Source organism: Arthrobacter sp. KN11-1C, from assembly GCF_052180225.1.
Lineage (GTDB): Bacteria > Actinomycetota > Actinomycetes > Actinomycetales > Micrococcaceae > Arthrobacter.
In genome coordinates this window covers 1,301,202-1,322,560 of sequence record NZ_CP197467.1, presented here as the reverse complement: position 1 = coordinate 1,322,560, position 21,359 = coordinate 1,301,202, and the positions used below count along the sequence as shown (strand labels likewise).

At 63.7% G+C, this 21,359-nt stretch carries 19 protein-coding genes and 2 pseudogenes; 11 read left to right on the top strand and 10 right to left on the bottom strand.

Going from position 1 to position 21,359, the window contains the following annotated elements; all coding sequences use genetic code 11:
• Window positions 1-76 precede the first annotated feature (76 nt).
• Window positions 77-703 carry a PH domain-containing protein gene (locus ACSBOX_RS06235; RefSeq protein ID WP_078108282.1) on the top strand — a complete coding sequence of 209 codons (627 nt, stop codon included), beginning with the start codon at window positions 77-79 and terminating at the stop codon, window positions 701-703.
• Window positions 704-727: 24 nt separating this feature from the next.
• Here the strand turns inward: ACSBOX_RS06235 and ACSBOX_RS06230 are convergent, their stop codons facing one another.
• The 3 genes from ACSBOX_RS06230 to ACSBOX_RS06220 all read right to left on the bottom strand — a co-directional run bounded on the left by ACSBOX_RS06230 (window position 728) and on the right by ACSBOX_RS06220 (window position 5,315).
• Window positions 728-1,822, bottom strand: coding sequence for an ABC transporter permease (locus tag ACSBOX_RS06230; protein ID WP_442545271.1), 1,095 nt, complete (start codon window positions 1,820-1,822; stop codon window positions 728-730).
• Window positions 1,819-3,360 (bottom strand): ABC transporter permease, encoded by a 1,542-nt coding sequence (locus ACSBOX_RS06225; protein WP_442545270.1) that lies wholly within the window; start codon window positions 3,358-3,360, stop codon window positions 1,819-1,821. Before ACSBOX_RS06225 ends, ACSBOX_RS06230 begins: the two co-directional genes overlap by 4 nt.
• 176 nt (window positions 3,361-3,536) lie before the next feature.
• On the bottom strand, window positions 3,537-5,315 hold the full coding sequence (locus ACSBOX_RS06220; protein ID WP_442545269.1) for an ABC transporter family substrate-binding protein: 1,779 nt from the start codon (window positions 5,313-5,315) through the stop codon (window positions 3,537-3,539).
• Window positions 5,316-5,683: 368 nt separating this feature from the next.
• Here ACSBOX_RS06220 and ACSBOX_RS06215 point away from each other — a divergent pair, with 368 nt between their 5' ends.
• A complete protein-coding gene (locus ACSBOX_RS06215) occupies window positions 5,684-5,890 on the top strand; it encodes a hypothetical protein (protein WP_442545268.1) in 207 nt (68 codons plus the stop codon).
• An 83-nt stretch (window positions 5,891-5,973) separates the two neighbouring features.
• On the opposite strand, the gene ACSBOX_RS06210 is transcribed toward ACSBOX_RS06215, so the two are convergent.
• The gene (locus ACSBOX_RS06210) at window positions 5,974-6,354 is read right to left on the bottom strand and encodes a hypothetical protein (protein ID WP_442545267.1); all 381 of its coding nucleotides are present in this window, start codon (window positions 6,352-6,354) and stop codon (window positions 5,974-5,976) included.
• Window positions 6,355-6,546: 192 nt separating this feature from the next.
• Window positions 6,547-8,313 carry a GNAT family N-acetyltransferase gene (locus ACSBOX_RS06205; RefSeq protein ID WP_442545266.1) on the bottom strand — a complete coding sequence of 589 codons (1,767 nt, stop codon included), beginning with the start codon at window positions 8,311-8,313 and terminating at the stop codon, window positions 6,547-6,549.
• A gap of 84 nt (window positions 8,314-8,397) precedes the next feature.
• Here ACSBOX_RS06205 and ACSBOX_RS06200 point away from each other — a divergent pair, with 84 nt between their 5' ends.
• Entirely contained in the window at window positions 8,398-9,177 is a 780-nt protein-coding gene (locus ACSBOX_RS06200; RefSeq protein WP_442545265.1) for an alpha/beta fold hydrolase, read from the top strand.
• A gap of 31 nt (window positions 9,178-9,208) precedes the next feature.
• Here the strand turns inward: ACSBOX_RS06200 and ACSBOX_RS06195 are convergent, their stop codons facing one another.
• Entirely contained in the window at window positions 9,209-9,766 is a 558-nt protein-coding gene (locus ACSBOX_RS06195) for a putative immunity protein (RefSeq protein ID WP_442545264.1), read from the bottom strand.
• Window positions 9,767-9,862: 96 nt separating this feature from the next.
• Here ACSBOX_RS06195 and ACSBOX_RS06190 point away from each other — a divergent pair, with 96 nt between their 5' ends.
• Window positions 9,863-10,516: a hypothetical protein gene (locus ACSBOX_RS06190; protein ID WP_442545263.1), complete on the top strand. Its 654-nt coding sequence runs from the start codon at window positions 9,863-9,865 to the stop codon at window positions 10,514-10,516.
• Window positions 10,517-10,564: 48 nt separating this feature from the next.
• On the opposite strand, the gene ACSBOX_RS06185 is transcribed toward ACSBOX_RS06190, so the two are convergent.
• Window positions 10,565-11,110 (bottom strand): hypothetical protein, encoded by a 546-nt coding sequence (locus ACSBOX_RS06185; protein ID WP_442545262.1) that lies wholly within the window; start codon window positions 11,108-11,110, stop codon window positions 10,565-10,567.
• Between the two features lie 98 nt (window positions 11,111-11,208).
• Here ACSBOX_RS06185 and ACSBOX_RS06180 point away from each other — a divergent pair, with 98 nt between their 5' ends.
• The 4 genes from ACSBOX_RS06180 to ACSBOX_RS06165 all read left to right on the top strand — a co-directional run bounded on the left by ACSBOX_RS06180 (window position 11,209) and on the right by ACSBOX_RS06165 (window position 14,317).
• Entirely contained in the window at window positions 11,209-11,901 is a 693-nt protein-coding gene (locus tag ACSBOX_RS06180) for a histidine phosphatase family protein (RefSeq protein WP_442545261.1), read from the top strand.
• A gap of 24 nt (window positions 11,902-11,925) precedes the next feature.
• Window positions 11,926-12,480, top strand: a complete 555-nt coding sequence (locus ACSBOX_RS06175) for a DUF3090 domain-containing protein (RefSeq protein ID WP_442545260.1) — start codon at window positions 11,926-11,928, stop codon at window positions 12,478-12,480.
• Window positions 12,480-13,247 carry an SCO1664 family protein gene (locus tag ACSBOX_RS06170; RefSeq protein WP_442545259.1) on the top strand — a complete coding sequence of 256 codons (768 nt, stop codon included), beginning with the start codon at window positions 12,480-12,482 and terminating at the stop codon, window positions 13,245-13,247. Before ACSBOX_RS06175 ends, ACSBOX_RS06170 begins: the two co-directional genes overlap by 1 nt.
• Before the next feature lie 311 nt (window positions 13,248-13,558).
• A complete protein-coding gene (locus ACSBOX_RS06165; protein WP_442545258.1) occupies window positions 13,559-14,317 on the top strand; it encodes an SDR family NAD(P)-dependent oxidoreductase in 759 nt (252 codons plus the stop codon).
• Between the two features lie 393 nt (window positions 14,318-14,710).
• Here ACSBOX_RS06165 and ACSBOX_RS06160 read toward each other — a convergent pair.
• Window positions 14,711-15,328: pseudogene (locus ACSBOX_RS06160) on the bottom strand (SDR family NAD(P)-dependent oxidoreductase); the annotation flags it as partial.
• A 164-nt stretch (window positions 15,329-15,492) separates the two neighbouring features.
• On the opposite strand from ACSBOX_RS06160, the gene ACSBOX_RS06155 reads away from it, so the two are divergent.
• The 3 genes from ACSBOX_RS06155 (at window position 15,493) to ACSBOX_RS06145 (ending at window position 17,674) form a co-directional block, all read left to right on the top strand.
• Entirely contained in the window at window positions 15,493-16,176 is a 684-nt protein-coding gene (locus ACSBOX_RS06155; RefSeq protein ID WP_442545257.1) for a helix-turn-helix domain-containing protein, read from the top strand.
• An 84-nt stretch (window positions 16,177-16,260) separates the two neighbouring features.
• A complete protein-coding gene (locus ACSBOX_RS06150) occupies window positions 16,261-16,809 on the top strand; it encodes a hypothetical protein (protein WP_442545256.1) in 549 nt (182 codons plus the stop codon).
• Window positions 16,810-16,933: 124 nt separating this feature from the next.
• Window positions 16,934-17,674 carry a hypothetical protein gene (locus ACSBOX_RS06145; RefSeq protein WP_442545255.1) on the top strand — a complete coding sequence of 247 codons (741 nt, stop codon included), beginning with the start codon at window positions 16,934-16,936 and terminating at the stop codon, window positions 17,672-17,674.
• 1,010 nt (window positions 17,675-18,684) lie between these two features.
• Here ACSBOX_RS06145 and ACSBOX_RS06140 read toward each other — a convergent pair.
• Window positions 18,685-19,391 (bottom strand): annotated as a pseudogene (locus ACSBOX_RS06140) (ATP-binding protein).
• On the bottom strand, window positions 19,388-20,941 hold the full coding sequence (istA, locus tag ACSBOX_RS06135; RefSeq protein ID WP_442545254.1) for an IS21 family transposase: 1,554 nt from the start codon (window positions 20,939-20,941) through the stop codon (window positions 19,388-19,390). The pseudogene ACSBOX_RS06140 and the gene istA overlap by 4 nt, the downstream one beginning before the upstream one ends.
• Window positions 20,942-21,359 lie beyond the last annotated feature (418 nt).

Sequence of the window (21,359 nt, the reverse complement as noted above, 5' to 3'; positions counted from 1 at the left end):
GGGTCTTCCCTTCCACCCGGGCCACCCTCCAAGGGGTGATTAGTGAAGTAGCCCGGAATCCTGAATTATTAGGGGCATGAGCAGAGAGCCGTATGCCGGAAATGTCGAAATCTTCAAGGCCCGCACCAGCAAGCTGTTTGCTTGGATCTGCTGGGCCGTTGCCGTTTTCGGAGTGGTGGTCACGCTTGTGGCAGGCGGGCCGCGTGCCCTTCCGGGAACCGCTCCCCTGCTCTTCGTAGCGTTCCTTGGCTGGTTGCTCTTCTGGCGCCCGGTGGTGGTTGTCCGGGATTCCGGCGTCGCGCTGGAGAATCCCTACCGGACCATCGATGTTCCGTGGGACGCGCTGGTGCAAGTTGATACCCGCTACGCCCTCACGCTGGTGACGCCGCGCAAGAAGTACCCGGCGTGGGCTGCTCCCGCACCGGGAATCTGGGGCGGGCGCAATGCCCGCCCCGAACACCTCAAAGGACTCCCGGGCACCACGTACGGCCCCGGCAGCTCGGTTCGCCCCGGGGACCTCAAGAACACCGATTCCGGTGCCGCTGCGGTCCTCGTGCGTACCCGCTGGCAGGACCTCGTGGAGGCCGGCCGCGTGGAACCCGGCCGGGCCGAGGACGCCTTGGTGACGGTCGCCGTCGGATGGTTCCGGATAGCGGCCACGGTAGTCCTGGCCGCGGCCAGTTACTGGGCGGTCTTCCTTTAGGAGGTTTTCCCGGACAGCTAACACTCAGCTGCCTTTCGAGGCATCGGCAACCGGCGCCGTCGTGCTGGAGTGGCTTGTGGTTTCGACGGCGCTCTTGGCTTTGAACTTCTTCTGCCGCGGGTCGAAGGCGTCACGCAGGCCGTCACCGATGAAGTTGATGCTCAGGCAGATGAGGATGATGAACAGGCCGGGGAACCAGAACAGCCACGGCCGGGTGGCGAAGGCTTCCTGGTTCTGGGCAACCAACAGGCCCAGCGAAGTGTCGGGAGCCTTCACGCCAAGGCCCAGGTAGCTGAGGGCGGTCTCCAGCAGGATCGCCGCGGACATCGTCAGCGTCACGTTCACGATCAGCACACCGACGGCGTTGGGCAGGATGTGCTTGAAGATGATCCTTGCGTTGGACGCGCCGGAGATCCTGGCGGCGTCCACGAACTCCCGCTCGCGCAGGGTCAGGAACTCTCCGCGGACCAGGCGGGCGAGGCCCACCCAGAGGACGAAGCCAAGGAAGATGCCGAGAATGACGACGCCGTTGTTGGAAGCAAAGCTTGCAATCCAGCTGCCTTCATCCCTGCGGTTGGCAATCTGGCCAACCACGGCCGCGAGGAGCAACACCGGGATGATGATGATGACGTCGGTGAGGCGCATCAGGATGGCTTCCACCCAGCCGCGGAAATAGCCGGCAAGGCCACCGACGATTGCGCCGACCGCTCCCGCGATGGCACCGATCAGGACCATGACGGTGATGGACTGCTGGGCGCCGCGCATGGTCATGGCAAACAGGTCGCGGCCAATCCGGTCCTGGCCGAACGGGTGCTCGCCCCAGGCAAGGGGCCACAACGACGACGTGGGGACGCCATCGTTGACGAGGGGCGAAACATCCGTGTGGTTGTACTTCCACCACCCGGGTATGCCGAAGGCACCCACGGAAGTGAAGGCGAGCAGGAAGATCGCGGCGAACACTGCGAGCCCGATCAGGGCTCCGGTGTGGCCAAAGAACCGTTTGCGGACAATCTGGCCTTGGCTGAGGCCGCCGGTTGTTTCGCTGCCGGCCTCGGCGCCTGCGGCTTCGGCAAGCGCCTGTTGTGCCAGAATTTCTTCCTCTTGGGTTGGCTGGCTCATGCTTTGATCCTTACGCGTGGGTCGAGGGCGGAGTACGCGAGGTCCGCTACGAGGTTGAAGACCATTGCGGTGATGGCGACGCACAGGAAGACACCCATAACCGGGTTCACGTCCGAGCGTTGCAGTCCGTCAATGAACAGGAAGCCCATGCCACGGACGGAAAACACCGATTCCGTGATGACTGCGCCACCGATCAACGCGCCGATGTCGAACGCTACGATCGTCGCGATGGGGATCAGGGCGTTCCTGAATGCGTGTCCCATGATCACGGATCGTTCGCTGAGTCCCTTTGCCCGCGCCGTCCGGATGTAGTCCATGTTCATGATTTCCAACATCGACGAGCGCGTGAATCGCGTGTAGCTGGCCAAAGAGACCAGGATGAGGGCGATGGTGGGCAATACGAGGTGGGTCAGCGTGTCGGTGGACATGATCCAGAAGTCACCCTGAATGTTCGGGGTTCCTGCGCCGATGGTGGCGATGGGGCGTCCGCGAACCCTGCTGTTACTGAAGTACGACGGCCACGCTTGCATGAAGCGGTCCATGACCACGAGCGCTCCGACCAGGAAGGCGGTGATCGCGGCGGCACGCATAGACTGCCCGCGGTCGTAGCCGCCCATGAAGTACCCGACGGCCAGTCCAACAAGGATGGTAGCGATGGCAAGCAGGAAAATCATGAGCCCGGTCGCGTCGTTGAGCAACGGTTGGACCGCGAAGTAGGCGATCACGCCGATGCCCACCACGATCAGGCTTGACTGGAGGGCCTTGCGGTTCTTGAGTCCTGAAACCAAGACGGTGACTCCGAAGGCAATTCCCACTCCAAGAATGGCAATGATGACGGGGCCCAAACCGGGATTGCGGAACCACTGCGTGAGGGAGAAGTAGAAAAGGATGAGGGAGACGGCCACAAAGACCGACCCTCCGACGATCAGCCGGCGTTTGGCCGCTCCGCCGACAACCACGGCGCCGATGATGCCAAGGACGGCACCGATCCCCAAAGCCACGGTTGGCGGTATTTCCGGATTTCGAAGGAAGTCGTTGAAGCCGATGGCGCCGAATTCCTTGAGCAGGACGGCAACCCAGAAGATCGGCAGCGAGAAGAAGAGGAACGCCATGAACGTCACGCCGTAGTCCAGCGCACTGTACTGGCGGAGTGCTGTGACGATGCCGAGTGAAATACCGATCAGGATGGCCAGGATCGTCGCACCCGTGACGAGTGTGAGCGTTTGAACCAGGGCAAAGCCGAGAGCTTCGGTAATGGGCTGCCCGGCGATGTTCTTGCCGAGGTTGCAGGCGTTTCCGAAAGGCACAATGCATTGGGCCGCACCACCAAGCCACTTGAAGTAGCGCAATGGCGGCGGCGTATTGAGGTCAAGCAGATCGATGCGGGCATCCATCAGCGCTTGCCGGTTCGGCGCGCTGCTGGCCCGGAACTCGGCCAGGGGATCTCCGGACGACGCTGTCAGGAGATACACCAGGAACGATGCTCCGAGAAGAATGAACGCGGCGGTAATCAACCGCCGGACTATATAGGTCAACATGGTGAGGAACCTCGAAATCCAGGCCCGGGTTCGCCGGCGCCCATCGCAGAATCGTGCCCGTTCCCTGGATGAGGTTGTGGGAAGCGGACAATATGCCGGTGCACCAACCAAGGCGCCGGGACCATGATACGTCGGTCCCGGCGCCTTGGCAGGTAATTTAGCTCAGCGAGCAAGGTTTACTTCTGAGCCCACTCCCAGAAGTTCCACCAAACACCCGTCTGGTTCGGCATGAGCTTCACGCCGGTGATGCGGTCGCTGTAGGCGTCCACGTTCACTGACTGGAAGAGCGGAACGCCGTAAGAGCTGTCCCAGATCTTCTTGTCGATCTGCTTCTGGAGGTCATCCTGCTTGCTGTGGTCGGTAGTGACCACGAGCTGCTCCATCAGCTTGTCGGCGTCGGTGTTGCTGAACTGGTTGAAGTTGTTTCCACCGTCGGTCTTGAAGATCTGCGGAACACCGGACACGCCGACACCCGGGTTGATCCAACCGAAGATGGTGGCGTCATAGCCGCCCTTGCCCAAGGCCTTGCCCCAGTCAGAGGCGCCCAGGCCGCCGTCGACGATCTTGAAGCCCGCCTTGGTGGCGGATTCGCGGATCAGCGAGAAGGCGTCAACACGGTTCGGGTTGTCCTTGTTGTACATGATGCGGATTTCCGGAGTAGCACCGTTCAGGAGCTTCTTGGCACCATCAATGTCCACGTCCTGGAAGGCCGAGGAGCCGTTGTTCTTGGCGGAATCAGCGTATGCAGCCTGCTGGGGAACGAAGATCTGGGAATCCAGCGGCTTCGCGTTCGGGTCAAGCTTGCCGATGATCTTGTTGACGATGTCCTTGCGGGGCACCGTCTTCATGAAGGCGGTACGCACGTTCTGGTCGGCCAACGGGCCCGAGAAGTTCAGGTCCAGGTGGTCGAAGGCCAGCTGGTTGCCCTGGTCGACGGTAACGCCCTGGCTGGAGAGAGCCTTCAGCTGGTCGAGAGTGTCGGCGGAAGCCTGCGGGGCAATGATGTCAGCCTCGCCGTTCTTAAGGGCCTGGACCTGTGCCGGTGCCGAACCGATGTACCGGACGGTGATTTCGTCAAGGTTCGGAGTCGGACCCCAGTTGTAGTCCTTGTTGCGGACCATGGTGAGGGACTGGTCCTGGTTCATGCTCTTCACGATGTATGGACCGTTGGAGAGGAAAAGGGTCGGGTCCGCGGGAAGCGTCTTCGTATCGAAGCCGGTGTTCCACATGTCCGACATTGCCTTCAGCTTCGGGTCCGTCGGAAGAGGTGCCTTGGAGTTTCCGCGCGGCTTGCTCTTGAAGAAGTCAATCAGGGCCTGGGTGTCCTTCAGGCCAGCCTTCTGGGCAAGGACGTGTGCAGGAACGTCAATGCCGGGACCACCAAGCACGATCTCCCAGTCAGCGAACGGCTTGGAGTACTTGAGCGTGAGGGTCTTGTTGTTGTTGCTGATCTCCGGGAAGTCCGTCAGGCTCAGGCCGGTGTTGTCACCAGCGTAAGAGAAGTAGGACGTACCCGTCTTGGCCTTGGTGTCGGCGTCGTCGTAGTAACCGGAGAAGGCTGCCCACTGGAGGAGGAGGTCAGCTGCGGAAACCGGGGTGCCGTCAGACCACTTCACGCCATCGTTAATGGTGTATTTGACGGTCAGCGGGTTGTCCGAAACCTTCTCCATCGTGCCGAACTTGTCGTTGTGAACGACGTTCAGCTTGTTGTCGATGTAGTAGAAGCCCGAGTGCGTTGCATAGCTGATCTTGGAGTTGATATCAGTATTGCCATCGGCTGTGTTGGGGTTGAACGTGTTGAAAGCGTTGACCTCGACCACAGTGGCCGTGCCACCCGTCTTGGCTGCTGCTCCGGTGGATGGGGTATTGCCACCGGAATTGCCGGCACAGGCGCTCAGTGCCATCACGGCGATTGCCGCAATACCCACTGCTTTGGAAGTACGTCCGAAACGCATTCCGCCTCCTATTTTTTTGAGTGGAAAAAGCCGGCGCTGTTGACTCCGGCAGACGGCCACAACCCCCTCAGCAGGCTTGTGGCTCGTCTCACATGAGCAGTAGCCTAGCGCCCGGAACGGATGTTTGGGTCGAAAGTTTCCCGGCGGTAACGTTTGTTATCGAGATGCAATCATTCAAGGACGTCCAAGTGGTTTCTTGATCCACGGCAACATGGCAAAAGCCCCGATTCAAGCCGAATCGGGGCTTATGTCAGTTAATTCTCCATCACTGAGCCCCTCCGGACGGGAACTGCGGCGTGGGTTCGCATGGGCCGCTGGCAGGTTGGAGGGGGTATCCATGCCTCGTCCCGGGGTCTACGTTGAAGTGTATGGGCGAGAAATTCACTTATGAGGGCGGTCCCCGCGACAAGGAACGCAGCGAGGGCGAGGTATCGGACTTCCCGGAGATTCACCCAGGCGGAGAGTACCAATGGTCCGGATTGGCGCACGGCCAACCGCTTGGCGATGAACCCGCCGGAGCGTCCGACGACGGCGAGCCCGCCACCGTAGTCTGGTTCCCGAAAACAACCGGTTAGACTCGCTTTCCTCCTTGTGCAGGCCTAGTCTTTTCTCAATTCACTGGTCCATTTGGGGGAATCATGGTCTCAACCCGTTCCATTCAGCGTGCCGTCATCGGCGCAATCGTCGGCTTGGCGCTGGCCGCGTGCGGCGCACCGGCGTCGGAAGTGCGCCACTTGCCAAGCGAAACAGCGGTGGCCACGGTTTCGGCGTCGCCAAGCGAAATCGCCAGTTCGGCATTTTCTTCATCGTCGCCTTCTCCTGAGGCCCCCACGACGGCGGCCGCTGCTCCGCCGTCGACGGCGCCGGTCGCCGTCGTACCAGCGCCGGCCGCACCAGCGCCCGCCGCACCAGCCCCGGCTGCACCGGCACCCGCAGCACAGGCGCCGGCGCCTGTTGTACCAGCCGCACCGGTAGCGCCCGCAAACCCTGTTCCCGCTGCCCAGCCGCCCGCAGCGTCGAACACGGTCCAAGGGATCATCCCCGGAGCCTTTTGCCCTAATGCCGACGTCGGCATGCAAGGCATTGCTGCAAATGGCCGGACTTACGTCTGCGGTGGCAAGGGCGCCGACAAGAACGGGCACTACCACTGGAACGTGTAAAGGGCTGCCGTGAGTCGTAGGGCTGGAACCGTTGTCACGCGGAACCCACCAACGACGCGCAGGGAAGGTGCCTATATGCGCCGTTTCAGCCCGACGTGTGCCGTCCGATACCCGAGCCGGGTGTAGAAGGCCCGGGCCCGTTCCCGTGCTTCGTCGGTGGTCACTTGTGCTAGTTGCGCGCCACGCGCACGGCCAAAATTGTGGGCCCACTCAAGCATCGCGGCGCCCAAGCCCTGTGAACGTTCCGCGGCCGCAACTCGCAGTCCTTCGATCTGTAGCCGGGAAGAACCACCCCGGGAAAGTCCTGGAATGACGGTCAGCTGCATCGTGGCAACAATGCGATCGGAATCATTGCGGACAACCCCCAGATAGTTGGAGCTGTCGCGAACAACCAGGTTGTAGGCCGCCTCGTATCGTTCGAGCTCGGCGCACTCCCGATCCTGACCGAACTGATCATCCGACAGCAGCGCGGCGATGGCCTTTACATCGTCGCGCCTCGCCCGTTCCAGCCTGAAGGTCTGGCCAGCCACCCGCAGAAGTCCTCGAACCGAGGATCGCGCATCCGACTGCAAACGAGCGACCAGCAGATCAAGCCATCCGCCGACGCTGACCCGGGCCTCGACGGTGTCGGGATAGCGGCACCTCAAATGCAGGCCGGTGTCGTCCAGGATGAACCACAGCATGACGCCGTCCGTGTCGATTGTCGCGCTCACATACTGGGCGTCGAGTCCGACGGAATCGATTCGCACCGGCAGCCTGCGCAGGTCCAGCCAGGAGATCGCGAACATCCCGGGAGCTACCGGCATGCCGCCCCATGGAGCCAGGACGTCCGCGAGCGGCCATGAGCCAAGCTGTACAGCCTCTTTCACCGCGGCCGCCGCAGCGAGCGGCTCGGCGACCGCAGACTCAAGTACCGAATTAGTAATGAACCATCCGACTGAGTCATGCCATTTGTCGTCGAAGCGGCTGTGCACGGGAAAAACGGCTCGCAGCGGGGTTCCCGCCAACTCGCGGGTCACCGCGGTCATCGCGGCAACGGCGAGCGCGAGCGTCGAGACACCGTCGCTGCGGGCTTGCGCCGCGAAGGCCGCACCGTCGTCGAGATCGAACACATCGCGAACTTCCACGCGCTCGCGCTGAGGATCGGGCGCACCCAGGGGCAGTGGGAATTGCGGCATTGCGCCGCCGCTGTCCCCGATGATTTGTTCCCAACGGTGGCGCACGTGGTCGGGCGCCGCTTTCCGGTCCAGCAGCGCCTGCGTGTGTTCAACAAAGGCCGGCGCTGGCTCGGGCAACAATTCACGGCCGTCGCTCCCGGCGTCGAGGGCTGACAGCAGGTCGCGCGCGATCACCAGCATCGACCACATGTCCACGTGTGCGTGGTCGGCCGCGATCACGACCGTGGTTCCAGCGGCAGTCTCCAAGACGCACAGCCGGTGTGAGGGGCGTTGGTATGGGGAGCAGGCCGCATCGAGGATGTCCCGCACCGCGTCATTGACGGCCTGGCCAGGAGATACCTCATGCTCCACCCAGGTTCCCGGACCAACATCAATTTCGTGAAGCTCCGGATCACCATCCGCACCGGGCACGAATGCCGTTCTCAGAGTTCCGTGACGGCCGACGACGGCCAGCCAGGCGTCGGCAATTGCCTCACGATCAGTTGGTGTGGGCAGCCGGAAAGACATTGCCATCCAGGAGCCGCGCCGGTCGCCGGCCCCGACGTGGAGCCGCTGGTCGAAGGACACTGGAAGACGCCGGCGGAGCGCAGACACGCTGACGTCGTAGCCCCAAAGTCGTCCGAATGGTAGGCGCAGGTGCGTGACGTTGGTCAGGCGCATGGCAGTATCGTATCGCCCCGGATAGCCTGAATGCTCAACGCGGCCGCTCCAACTGCCGCGGCCAGTGACGAAACGAGGAGCTTGATGCCCACCTTCGAGGTTCCCGGCGCTGAGCTTGCCGTTGCTTTGAGCGACGAAGGTGGACATCCGATCGTCCAACTGCATGGCCTCACCTCAAGCCGCTCGCACGATCGGGTCCTCAACCTCGACCTCGGCCGAGGTCTCAGTGGAACCCGGCTGCTGCGGTACGACGCACGCGGCCATGGCCGGTCGACAGGGCGGAAGGTCCCCGAGGACTACCAGTGGCAAAACCTTGCCGACGACCTCCTGCGGATGCTCGATCACTGGTTCCCCGGCGAACGTGTCCACGGAGTCGGTCCCTCCATGGGTGCCGGCACACTCCTGCACGCCGCTTCCCGCGAGCCGGACCGCTTTACCGGGCTCACTCTCATGGTGCCGCCCACTGCGTGGGAAACCCGAGCTGCGCAGGCTGCAAACTACCGGGTTGCCGCGGCGCTTATCGAATCTGCTGGTGTCGAGGCATTCCTCGCTACCGCCCGCGGAGCAACACCGCCGCCGGCAATGATTGGTGCGCCGGAGACGGTGCCCGACGTCCCCGATGCCCTCTTGCCCTCGGTGTTTCTGGGCGCGGCACTCAGCGATCTGCCTGCTCGTGAGGCCGTCCCGCGAATCGACGTCCCGACGACGATCCTGGCGTGGGTCGATGATCCGGGCCACCCGCTGACAACCGCGGAATCCCTTGCAGCGCTGCTCCCCCAAGCAACGCTGACGGTCGCCCGCACCCCGGAGGATGTAGAAACCTGGCCTAATATCCTGAGCCGGGATATCGCCCGTTGGGGCTGAGCGGGAGACTGGCGGCCCGGCGGACGATCGCCTACCAGGCGCCGTCCTGTGGCGAGCTGGCGGCGATAGCGGCCTGAATCGTCCGAATGATTGACCCAAGAAGGCCCGACGCGAGAATTCCGGGACCGAGCGGGCCGGCGGAATCCTCACCGACTGGCGGCAATTGCCGAAGCACGGCCCTTACTTGGGCATTCATGTGCTCGAGCTGCCAGGAGATCTCGTCCGAGATGGCCGTGGGCTGATCCGCGGCGGCCAGTCCGGCCGCTTTTGCGGAGTAGGCGGCTGCGCCGAGGGCGTGCGCGCCCATGTGAGCGACGCCAGAGGCTTGTCCAGCAGCTCGGGCGGCAGCCACAGCCGCAGGAGCGCTCACCGCATGCGCGGCCCGACCAGCAACGAAGCGCCGGCGAATCTCACCCGCGGCGTCAAGTTCACCGCGGGCAAACGCCCGAGTGCGAGCGATGGCATCACGCGGTCGGCCGTCGGCCGGGGCCTCCGTCTCGAAAAAAGCAAGGACCCGCTCAGCACAGTCAGCCGCCCACGCTGCGACGATGCGCCGATCGGCTTCGCTCAGTGACTGAGGGGACGGCATGTCAACATTTTCACACGCGGGGTCCGCTAACATTCTGGTCTCCGCGGATAAGCTGCTCCCACTTAGGGGATGTAACGGCAGCATGGAGGGGGACCAATGCGGGCATCGAAGTCTGGACAGGACCAACAGCAGAACGTGACGGCTACGGGCAGGCCCATGGGGGTTCGGCCAAGAAAAATCTATCGGGCGCCATCCGCCCGACCGCTGGCCGCAGCCCTGTGGCTGGGTGCCACCGGCCTTCTGGCCTGGATGCTGATTGCAGGACAGACCACCGCGGCCATGACCGCGGCACCTTGGCTGGTCTTCGTGTCCTGGATCGTCTACATCCTCCAGTGGAGGCCTTGCCTTCGTGTCAACGGCTCCGGGTTTGAAATCGTCAATGGCCTCCGTGACCACCGGATTCCCTTCGAGACCGTGGACGACGTCGAGGTCCGCCAGTCTGTTGTCGTCAGGGCAGGAGGCAGAAAGTATGTCAGTTGGGGTGCTCCCGGCACGCCCGGCGCCGCCGCTTCCGGCTACCAGAATGGCGGCGACCTACGGAACCTTCCCCTCAACGTCCTCCCTGACAACCAGCGATTGAGCCAGCCGGTGGCAGTAGGCGGCCGCGACGAAATCGCGAAGGCGTGGCAGGATGCCCGCGCCCTGGGCTTTCCTTCGCCGGAAGCAAGCGTCATATCCAAGTGGAACCGGCCCACGATAGCCATTGGAATCCTCGCCGTCCTCTGGGCGGTCACGGCAACGCTGCTCTAAACCCACCTGAAGCGGCTCCGTGCCCCGGGCCCAGGCCTGGATTCTCTTTTATTCAGCCGTGATTCTGACTCCGGCGACCGCTCCTGTCCAAGGACCACTCGGGTCGTGTCGCATCAGCGAAGCCACGACGCCTCCCTCCGGCAACTCGACAACCTGCGACGAGACACCGGCGCAATCAAGATCGAGCGACCTCAGCTGAGTAGAACCTGCGACGGAGATGAGTATCTGTGCGTTCGGGAGCCCTACGCAGGCAGCCGCGACGGCGTACCGGCCGGCGGTCGCCACTTTTACGGTTTTGCTGAAACCAACGCCTGGTCCGTCGGCAGGGCCGGAGTCCTCAAGAACCACGGAACCCTGGGCCGTTCCAAGGCGCTTCTCCAATTCGGCGTAGTTGCGCTTTTCGGCATCCAGGATCTCCGGGCCCTTCGTGGGGACGGAAGGCGCCGGGCGGCTGCTGTGCTCGGCAGTGGCTGTCTGCACCGGATCGCCGGCATCCTCGTAGGTGCATGCTGCCAGGCCACCGGACACCAGTAGCCCCAGCACCACCGCCGTAGCAGCATTGCGGATTGGTCCCGTTCCCCCATGACCTGACATGGGCCGCGTCTACGGTCCCCCCGCCCAAAGGCAAGTCACACCCAGCACGCCATCCTGGAAACACTGAGCATCGAGGAGCGGATGGATAGGCTGGGTGGATGGCGACAGTTATTCTCGTGCGGCACGGCCGCACCACAGCCAATGCCACTGGCCTGCTGGCCGGTCGGGCCGTCGGCGTCGGCCTGGACGACATCGGGCGCGATCAGGCGGCTCTGACGGGAAACCGTCTCGCGGCCGTGCCCTTGGTCGCGGTGGTGTCGAGCCCGCTGGAGCGTTGCCAGCAGACCGCCCGTCTCATCCTCGATCGCCAGGCTGGCACGCCTTACGCGCCGGTCGATCCCGATCTCACCGAGTGCGATTACGGCCAGTGGCAGGGCCGCACGCTCAGTGATCTCGCAAGCGAGGATCTGTGGCCGGTTGTGCAGTCCCAACCGTCCGCCGTCGTCTTTCCCGGCGGTGAATCCATGGCCGCGATGCAGGCTCGGTCGGTGGCAGCGATTCGACGCCACGATGCGGTCTTCGAAGCCGAGCACGGGCCCGGAGCCGTGTGGGTTGCGGTGAGTCACGGTGACATCATCAAGTCAATCCTCGCCGACGCGCTCGGCATGCACCTCGACCTGTTCCAGCGTATTACCGTGGGACCCGGCTCCGTCTCAATCGTGCGCTACGGCGGTAGTCGGCCGAGCGTCTACGCGACCAATACCGACGCGGGTGACCTGTCGTGGCTGTCAAATGGCGTCCACTCTGGCGATGCGCCGGTGGGCGGCGGTGCAGGACAGCAGGCGCCATGAACCCCATGCGCCTAGAATACTGACATGCCTACACGTGTTCACGAGTTTGCCTGGCCTGATCGGGTCGTCGTCGGCACCATTGGCCTTCCAGGGGCGCGCACGTTTTACCTGCAGGTGCGCGCAGGGACGCAGATCGTAAGTATTGCCTTGGAGAAGCAGCAATCGGCTCTGCTCGCGGAGAAGATCGACGAGATTCTCGACCAGCTCCTCACCGTGGAGGGCAACCCCTTCAGCGTTCCCACGAGCACTCCCATCGAACTTGTCGACAATGATCAGCTCGAGGCCGTTCAGGAGCAGTTTCGCACCGGCGTCATGAGCTTGGGCTGGGACCCGACCACGGCCCAGGTAGTACTAGAGGCCTACCCCATCGCCGATGTCGATGATGATGACAACGACCCATCGCTTGATGAGGACGGCGCTGACGAGACCGAAATGCTGCTGGTGCGCATGCCGGTCGGCACCGCCCGCGCATTCGCCAAACGCACCCGTGAGATCGTGGGCGCCGGTCGTCCGACCTGCCCGCTCTGCGGTTACCCGATAGACCCCGACGGGCACGTCTGTACCCTCCCCGAGGCCTGATGCCAGCGCCGGACCTAGTGACCGCCGAGCTGACGCTCACCGGCCGCATCACGACGGCTTCAAACGCTACGTTTCTGGGCAGCATCGGCGACGTGGTGGTCGTCTATAAGCCGATAGCAGGCGAAAATCCGCTGTGGGATTTTCCCCACGGCACCCTGGCTCACCGCGAGGTGGCCGCCTACCTGGTCTCGCAGGCTTTCGGATGGGACATCGTGCCGCACACCTGGCTGCGCGATGGTCCGATGGGCGAAGGAATGGTGCAGCTCTGGCAGGACCAAGACCCCGCACAAAATGCCGTGAACCTTGTCGAGACGGACCACGTGCCGGAGACGGGCTGGAAACCCGTTCTTGAGGGCCGAGACGAGAACGGACGGATGGTCACTCTCGTTCACGAAGACTCGCCAGCGCTCAGGCGCATGGCGGTGTTCGACGCGGTCGTCAACAACGCCGACCGCAAAGGCGACCACATTCTTGCCATGACGGGCGGACACCGGCACGGCGTGGACCATGGGCTCACCTTTCATCGAGACCACAAACTGCGCACGGTGCTGTGGGGATGGTTGGGAGACCCGCTGACCGCCGAGGAACTGGATGGCATCGATCGTGTCAGCGAAGGACTGAACGGTGGGCTGGGCCGAAACCTGGCGGACTTGCTCAGCGCCGAGGAAATCGCCTCACTCGCCGCGCGCTGCGCCGGGTTGCGCTTGGCAGGGCGGTTTCCGGCTCCGAGCGGTGAGATGTCGGCGGTGCCCTGGCCGCTGTTCTAAGGGATGCCAGCGAATTCTTGCCCGAATGCCGTCACCTTTCGAAGCCCTTCAGCGATTACAGAGATGGAACTGGATCGGACCCGGTCCCCCATCTCGGTCCGATCCGGCATCCTTGTCCGATGCAGTCGGGCTGGAGCCTGCCCCCACAACGCTCCAGCCCGACTTGCACGATGACCGAGAAGTGGCAGGCAGGTGTTTCGACAATCCTCGCAACCCACCTCGACGTCCTGGCCCTCCCTGGGACCACCGCGGGTGATACACGGCCGTGAGGTAGCGTTCTAACCACATCGTTGGAGTTGGATAGGGGCATAATGACAAACACCGACTGCCTTCCCGCAGAGGTTTGTTCACCCGAGCCGGGTTCAGTTGCGCTGGTGACCGGAGGCAACAGCGGCATCGGATTCGAGACGGCGCGACAATTGCTCGACCACGGCGTGACCGTGTGGATCGGGGTACGCGACCTCGACAAGGGACAGCAGGCCGCGAAAGAACTTGGCCCCGCTGCGCGGGTCGTGCAACTCGACGTCACGGATCCGCCGTCGATCGCCGCGGCGGTGCAGCAGATCGGCGAGCTGGACATCCTGGTCAACAACGCGGGAGTAAACCCCGGTGGCGAAGACATCAACGGCGCCACTCTCGAGCAGTTGCGGGTCGCGTTTGAGACAAACGTCTTCGGCCTCATTTCCGTCACCCAGGGGTTCCTTCCTGCGTTACTGAGGTCGGCGCACCCCCGCATCGTCAACGTGTCCAGCGGAACCGGATCACTCACCTGGAGCGGCAGCCCGAACCCGCAGTTCGATTGGGAACGAGCAAAAGGGGGTGGCTTGGCTTATCGGGGCTCGAAGACCGCGGTCAACGCCGTCACGTTGCTGACGGCTCAGGCCCTCGGTGAGGGGGTCAAGGTGAACGCCTTGGCACCAGGTCTGCGCCGTACCAATCTCATTGCGGGCATGACTGTTGGCGGCGACCCGGCCGAGGCCGCCACCGGCGTCGTTCGCCTCGCGCTCATCCCCGACGACGGCCCCACCGGGGCCCTCTGGTCTTGGGACGGCACACGCGTTCCTTGGTAGGAAAAGGGTTCTGAGTAGGAACTGAACGGCGGTCAGGGCGAGCAGCTGCTCGCTGAGGTCCCAAAGCCGTCGCGCGTCTTCGGGGTTGAGCATGGCCGAGTTCGCGTCAGCCGGGATGCTGTCCGGGGTTAGCGGCCGCTCTTCGTCGTCGAGCACGGCCACGTCGCTGTCTTTGAGATACACGCCGCCGATCCCGTCGAGCAGCGGGCCGGCTGCGCCGAACACGAGGGTGGCCGCGCCCTGCTGGACGCTCTTCTTCCCAGCTTGGGGGTCGATGATCGCGTCACCCTGCTCGTCTACGAGGCCCTGCGCCCGGAGGGAATCGAGGCGCTGCGGGGTGTACGGGCCGGGTCCGACGACGACCCCGGGGTGCGCGGCGAACGCGCGGATGCCGTCCCCGGCGAACCGTCGGTCCAGTTCGACGGTGAAGAGGACGTTGGCACGCTTGGATTGTGCGTAGGCAGCGACGGGGTTGTAGTCGGTGGCGAAGTCGAGGTCGTCCCAGTGGATGTCGCCGAACCGGGCCGCGCCCGAGGTCACGTTGACCACGCGGGCACCGTGCGCCGCGCGGAGTGCCGGAAGGAGTGCCCGGGTGAGCTGGAAGTGACCGAGATGGGAGGTCGAGAACGCCAGTTCATGGCCACGTGCGTCAAGACGCCGCTCCGGGCCGAACAAGACAGCGGCGCTGTTGACCAGGATGTGCAGCGGGCGTCCGGAGTCGAGCCAGCGCGCAGCAAAGGCGTCGATGGACTCGGGGTCTATGAGGTCAAGCTGCTCGACGCGAACGCCGTCGATCCCGCCGAGCAATTCAGCCGCTCGCCCGGCGTCGCGCGATGCGACCGTCACGGAAGCGCCGGCGGCCGCAAGAGCGCGGGTGACCTCCCTGCCAAGCCGGCTGTGCCCGCCGGTGACGATCGCCTCACGCCCGCTCAGATCGACGCCCTCGAGGACGTCGGCGGCGGTGTCAGCTGCGGTGAATGGTGTGTGGAGAGGAGTCTGTTCCGATGTCATGAGTCCAGTGTCATCCACGGCGCGCGGACGAGGAATATTTGGTCAGTGCACTTTTTATGGGCCGGGGTACGCAACTGGCCACGAAAGCTATCCAGCCGGCTAATACGTTGATAAGCAAGCATTAGAGTATTGACACTATTACTTTGACAAGAAAGTATTAGTGCATGTTAACGACGACCATGACCACCCGCGAGGCAGCGGAACGTCTTGGGATCACCCAGCAATCAGTGCGCCAGCTCATCAACAACGGCCAACTGAAGGTTGAGGGCACAGCCGGTAGGGCAAAGCTGGTAAGCCGATCATCCGTGGAGCGTCTCGCGGCAGCCGGAACCCGCCGGGGTCGCCCCTGGACCGCCAAAGTCGCCTGGGCCGCTCTGGCGCTGCTCTCCGGCCGCAACCCGAACTGGATCTCCTCTTCGGAGAAATCCCGACTGAAAAGCAGGCTGAATGAGATGGACGCGGACACCGTTCGCATCCTGGCCCGGAACAAAGACAGGACCCTGCGGTTCAGGGTCAGCCCCGACGGGATCACCATCCTGAGCGACCATCTGATCGTCAGCGGAGCGGCGGCCATGCAGGACCAGGACATGGCCGAGACCTTCGGGATGTCCGGCGGAGGAGGAATCGCCGAAGGCTATGTCATGGCCGGAGACGCCCGAGCCCTCGCAGACGCACTCGGCATGGTCGAGGACCCCGACGGCAACGCCATTATCCACGAGGTTGATTTCAACCCCTTCGAAGAAGGGAAGGCGCCGGTCGCCGCGATTGCCTTGGACCTGATGAATTCCCTCGCCACGCGGGAACGTAGCGCCGGCCGGCGCGTCATCGACGGGTTGCTCCATGCCTGAGTCCGCAGAAAAAGCCGACGATGGCCACCGCGAGGTGTGGGATGTCCCCGTCCCTCCAGGTGGCTGGGGTACGCCTTGGCCGCAATGCGTCGAGCTCGCCAGGGCATTGCCGTCCAGAAGTCCATTGCGGACGACGCTCCGGCGCATCGGTTCGTCCGCGGCAAGCAGCAGATCGACGTCATGGTCGCCGACCACCTGGCCCCGGCGAAGCTTCCCACGATCGGAGGCCGTAAACCGTTCCAGATCGCCGGCGGCACCCAGACACTCCAACGCACCGTCAACTGCCGCATGATCGCTGACGATGGCGGCCCCGTATTCATCAGTGTCCCGAACGCCCTCGGCGCGCTCGTGCTCAAAGGTGCCGCCTATCGGGAAGACTCCCGCGACAAAGGCCGGCACCTCGATGACGCCGTAGTCCTGTGCGCGACCACAAAAGCCCCACTGGCCACGGCCGCCCAGATGAAGGGTAGCGACAAGTCCCGCATCCTGACCCTGCACAAGGTCCTCGCCGATCCCGGCCACCGCTCATGGCAGTTGCTGGACCCGGCAGACCGGACACCGGCGATGGATACACTCCGAATCCTGGCGTCGAACCACAGCCTCCCGCCGGCGAACCGGCTCAAGCGCGGCTGACCACCGACGCCACGGCCGCGGCACCACGTACCCAGCTTGCGTCCAGTGTGGACGAATAAGGTAGTGGGGCTTACATGTCTGCGTATGAACCAGCAGACACGAACCGCATGTGGAAGGACACCGAATGGCAAAGCCCACAACGAAGTCACTGAAAACCCGTATCGGAATCGGAGCGGCCGCCGTAGTAGCTGCCGGCGCAATGGCCACCGTCGGCATTGGAGTAGCATCGGCCTCACCATCCGCCCCGGCGCCGTCCGCAACCGCAAGCCCATCGGCCGGACCCAAAACCGGCGCCCACGAAGGCGCCGGTAACCTTGGCGCGTTCCTGAGGCTCAACGCGAACAGCCCGCAGGCTGCCGGGGATCGCGCCGCGAAGGCGGCCACCGCGCTGGTGAACCACCCCAAGGTTTTCTCCAAGCTTCCGGCCGCCTTGCAGACGGACCTGACAGCCCTCAAGAACGCCGCCCCGGCTGACCGAGTAAAGGACGCCGTCAAGATCAAGACCACCGCGCTCTCCGGCGGATACGGCCCCGACATCCAGAAGCGCGCAGAGAATCTGCAGAAGACCGCGACCGGGGCCGCCGGGCTGCGGCAGGAGCTGCGCACCGCCCTGACTTCAGCCAACCCGGGCGCCGGCATGCAGAAGATCGCCGACCAACTCATCAGCCACCCGAAGCTCTTCGCCAAGCTCCCGGCTAACCTGCAGTCGGACCTGAAGACCCTCAAGGCCGCCGCACCGGCTGATCTGGACACCCAGGCCAACAAGATCAAGGACACCGCGCTGAACGGCGGATACGGTCCCAAGATCCAGAAGGCAGTCCAGTCGCTCGAGAAGAAGGCCTCCGCCGCGGCACCCGCAGCCTAACGGGCCGGGCCATTTTCCGGTAGAGGGCCGCGCGCCTGATTCCCCCGACAACCCCAAAGGGTCCCGGCATCAGCGGGGACCCTTTGCCGTATGGCACCGCACACGGCGGAATCGACATCCACCGGCCGGAACCCCAGCCGGTGAGTGACGATCACTTCTTAGGCTAGACGTTGAAGCGGAACTCCACCGCGTTCCGTCACGAAATAACCTCTAATTCAGTGCGTTTTCACGTATGCTCGTGCTTCAAGCAGGAGCCGGTGAAGCTCGCCCGGGACGACGTCCGCAGGCTCAGCGGCGCAACGATTCTAGCCCGACGCCTTTGCTGGACTGGGTTTGAATAAGTCGTGCCCCCCCACCAGCGATGTTGCGATCGGCTGTCAGCCCTGCGTTGGGCCGCGTCCAGATGGTTCTCGAGTGCCGCGTCGAAGGCCGACCGACTGAGGAAACTCAGCGTTGCACGGCTCAACCGCCGTCCTTCCGACAGATCGCTGATCGCTCCCGTGATCTCGCACATCCCCGAGTACCGTTCACGGACCGCTTGAGCTGTTCACCCTGCTCTGTGAGCCGCATCTCCCAGGATGAGTCGACCTCAGCGAAGCTTGAACCGGCCAGGATCGCTATAGCCGTCTCTACCCCGCCCCGTGAAGGAACGTCGGCCTGCAGCGTGTCCCACCCCGGCAGCAGCGCCCTGAGCGACGAGGAGCCCTTTCATCATGGAGCAGGGTCACGAGCATTTGCAGCGTCATCCATATCTATGCGGTCCACGCCATTCAGGCTAGCGAACTTCGAGCCGCCACCAACCCGGTGAAAATCATGTGTCTGTTTGTGCTTCCGTCACATCAGAAAGTAGGAGAGCACACTCAGCGAGTCGCGAATATCAGCTTGCTCGCGGCGATTAATGAGTATTTGAGGCCTTGAGCGCCGCCCAATCGTGCGGTTGAGCGCCACCGATCGTGCGAGAGAGCGCCAGCAGCGGTGTGGCATGGTGCCGCTGACGCCCTCCATCGGATTTAGGCGCTGGCCAGGGCGGTGTGCTCTCGCATGTTGTAGGTGCCGGTCTCGACCCAGATCGTGTTGTGTATGATCCGGTCCATGATGGCGTCAGCGTGAACACCGGAACCAAGCCGCTGGTGCCAGTCCTTCTGCTGATACTGGGTGCAGAACACCGTTGACGTTGCGCCGTAGCGGCGTTCCATCAACTCCAGCAGCATGCCGCGCATCGATTCCGTGGGCCGGTCCAGCAGCCACTCGTCAATGACCAGCAGGGTGAAGGCAGCGTATTTGCGCAGGCTTCCTCGAGGTCGGGCATGCGGACGTAATGGGCGCGGATCCGGTGTTCGCAGGCGCGTTTGGCGATCGCGCATCCCAGATACGACTTCCCCGACCCGGTGAACCCCTGGAAGACAACGTTCTGCTGCCGGTCCACGAACGAGCAGGCGCCGAGCTGGGTCAGCAGCTGGCGGTTCAGACCGCGCTCATCGAGAAGATCGATGCGGCGCAGATCAGCGTTCGGGTAACGCAGTCCCGCGCGTCGGATCAAGCCGGAGACCTTGGAATGCGTGAACGTCGAATAGGCGTCATCGACGACCAACCGGACCCGATCCTCGAACGACAGACTGATCGAGAGGGTCTCGTCCTGAGTGTCGATCGCCTCCAGCAGTTCGCCCGCGTTCATCTCGCGCAGCTTGCGTTTGGTTTCTCCATCCAGCCGGCTCATCGGACCCCTCCGGCGTAGTAGGCGCCGCCGCGCACATATCCTCCATCGTCGCCCGCCGGCTCAGGAACGTGTCCGGTTTTGTCCTGCCCGGTGTCGAGGATCGGCCGCAGGTGCGCGTAACGGGGTGACCGTATCGGCCCGCGCAGCGCAAGCTCGCAGGCGGCCTCCACCCGCGCCGGAGAGAACCGTCGGGACAGGCGCAACACCGCCAGCGCAGGGTCCAAGCCTGCCTCTTCGATAGACGCGGACTGGAAGATCTTGCCGATCACCGACACCGTTGCCGGGCCCATCCGCGATGCCCAGTCCTCGATCCGGGCCCGGTCCCAGGCCTGGAAGCTGCGGCCCTCGGGAAGGTCGGCCTCGTTCGTCTGATACTGGTTCGTTGTCGTGCCCGGCAACAGCAGGTGGCTGGTCAGTCGCTCGTCGCCGCGGTAGATCTCCAGCATGGTGTCCGTGGCGCGAAGGTCAACGAGAGATCCGATGTGGCTAAAGGGGACGGAGTAGAAATTCTTCGCCCAGACCACGTGCCCGTTCTTGCCCACTTTGCGCCGATAGGTCCAGGTGCTGATCTCGAACGGAACCGCCGGCAGCGGTTGCATCACCGGCTTCTCCTCCGTGGTGAACACGCTCAACCGGGAGCCCTGCCGCTTCTGGAACGGCTGCCGGTTGTAGGCATCAATCTGCTCATAAATCCGCGTTCGCAACTGCGGAAGGGAGGTGAACTGCTCCGCTCTCAGGGAAGCGATGACCCAGGTCGCGACATGGGAGATCGTATTTTCGACGCTCGCCTTGTCTTTCGGGTGGCGGACCCGGCCCGGCAACACCGCTGCCGAATAATGCGCCGCCATCTCCCGGTACGCATCGTTGAGAACGACTTCGCCCTCACGAGGATGTGCGATCACCCCGGTCTTCAGGTTGTCGGGCACAAGGCGCGGGACCGTGCCGCCAAAGAAGGCGAACATCGCCGCGTGGGCGCGCAACCACGACTCCTGCCGCATATCCAGGCAGGCCTCAACGAACGCATATCGGCTGAACGGCAGGCATGCGACGAACAAAAACACCTTCGAGATCTCTCCCGTTGTCGGATCAAGAAGCTGCATCGTCGGCCCGGACCAGTCGACTTCGATGCTGCGGCCGGCCTTGTGGCCGACCCGGGACGAGGCACCGGTGACGGTCGCGTAGTCCCCATATAGCCGGCAGAACCGGTCGTAACTCATCACCGCCTGTCCCGCCCGACCGCTCGCGTCGACATACTCCTGGTGCAGCAGCTTCAACGTCACCCCGACCCGCGCCAGCTCCCGGTGCACCCGGGGCCAGTCCGGCTGCGCAAACACGCTCTCGCGGACCCCGCGGCCGGGAAACAGAGCCGAATACACCTCGCCCTCGGACATCTCCGCAACGTCGTCCCAGCCCAGACCTGCCCGATCCGCAGCATCGTGCACTGCCTGAATGCTGTGCCTCGACATGCCTTGAGCGGACGAGATCGCCCTGCCCGACAGTCCCTGGCTGCGCAACTGCAAGACAAGTTTCGCCTTGATCTTCCGTACCATTACCGGTACTCCTTCCACCAAGTGGCCCTCACATGGTGGAAGGAGCCTATTCAGGTGGCGCCGACCCACCCCAACGGGGGCGCTCAACCACACCAATAGTGCTACCGGGCAATGGCCCCCACCCGCACCACCGGTGGACCCCACAAAGGCGAATATTCAATTAATGCCCGGCACTTCAGTGCCGATTTCCGGGACGGCTAGGTCTTGATTGCCGTGTTCCAACCAATGCCAGGTCACCGGCGGGTTGCTCAGAACCTTCAGCAAGGAGGCGAAGGGGGTACTTCCTATCCGTACTTTGGGCGCGAGACCCGGGACTTCGCTTGGGACATCACGACAATGGAGCACCCGCTCTGGCGCAGTCCGATCCGGTGTCCACGAGGTCTGTTTCTTGGAAGTGAATGGCGACCCATCCTTCAGC

Bases quoted from the DNA above. Each gene is read 5' to 3' on its own strand.
- ACSBOX_RS06210 (WP_442545267.1), bottom strand. From the start codon at position 6,354: ATGATCCCTTGGACCGTGTTCGACGCTGCGGGCGGCTGGGCAGCGGGA.
- ACSBOX_RS06190 (WP_442545263.1), top strand. From the start codon at position 9,863: ATGCGGGCATCGAAGTCTGGACAGGACCAACAGCAGAACGTGACGGCT.
- ACSBOX_RS06175 (WP_442545260.1), top strand. From the start codon at position 11,926: ATGCCTACACGTGTTCACGAGTTTGCCTGGCCTGATCGGGTCGTCGTC.
- ACSBOX_RS06170 (WP_442545259.1), top strand. From the start codon at position 12,480: ATGCCAGCGCCGGACCTAGTGACCGCCGAGCTGACGCTCACCGGCCGC.
- istA (WP_442545254.1), bottom strand. From the start codon at position 20,941: ATGGTACGGAAGATCAAGGCGAAACTTGTCTTGCAGTTGCGCAGCCAG.
- ACSBOX_RS06205 (WP_442545266.1), bottom strand. From the start codon at position 8,313: ATGCGCCTGACCAACGTCACGCACCTGCGCCTACCATTCGGACGACTT.
- ACSBOX_RS06150 (WP_442545256.1), top strand. From the start codon at position 16,261: ATGCGTCGAGCTCGCCAGGGCATTGCCGTCCAGAAGTCCATTGCGGAC.
- ACSBOX_RS06215 (WP_442545268.1), top strand. From the start codon at position 5,684: ATGGGCGAGAAATTCACTTATGAGGGCGGTCCCCGCGACAAGGAACGC.
- ACSBOX_RS06235 (WP_078108282.1), top strand. From the start codon at position 77: ATGAGCAGAGAGCCGTATGCCGGAAATGTCGAAATCTTCAAGGCCCGC.
- ACSBOX_RS06145 (WP_442545255.1), top strand. From the start codon at position 16,934: ATGGCAAAGCCCACAACGAAGTCACTGAAAACCCGTATCGGAATCGGA.
- ACSBOX_RS06165 (WP_442545258.1), top strand. From the start codon at position 13,559: ATGACAAACACCGACTGCCTTCCCGCAGAGGTTTGTTCACCCGAGCCG.
- ACSBOX_RS06200 (WP_442545265.1), top strand. From the start codon at position 8,398: ATGCCCACCTTCGAGGTTCCCGGCGCTGAGCTTGCCGTTGCTTTGAGC.
- ACSBOX_RS06155 (WP_442545257.1), top strand. From the start codon at position 15,493: ATGTTAACGACGACCATGACCACCCGCGAGGCAGCGGAACGTCTTGGG.
- ACSBOX_RS06195 (WP_442545264.1), bottom strand. From the start codon at position 9,766: ATGCCGTCCCCTCAGTCACTGAGCGAAGCCGATCGGCGCATCGTCGCA.
- ACSBOX_RS06180 (WP_442545261.1), top strand. From the start codon at position 11,209: ATGGCGACAGTTATTCTCGTGCGGCACGGCCGCACCACAGCCAATGCC.
- ACSBOX_RS06185 (WP_442545262.1), bottom strand. From the start codon at position 11,110: ATGTCAGGTCATGGGGGAACGGGACCAATCCGCAATGCTGCTACGGCG.
- ACSBOX_RS06220 (WP_442545269.1), bottom strand. From the start codon at position 5,315: ATGCGTTTCGGACGTACTTCCAAAGCAGTGGGTATTGCGGCAATCGCC.
- ACSBOX_RS06225 (WP_442545270.1), bottom strand. From the start codon at position 3,360: ATGTTGACCTATATAGTCCGGCGGTTGATTACCGCCGCGTTCATTCTT.
- ACSBOX_RS06230 (WP_442545271.1), bottom strand. From the start codon at position 1,822: ATGAGCCAGCCAACCCAAGAGGAAGAAATTCTGGCACAACAGGCGCTT.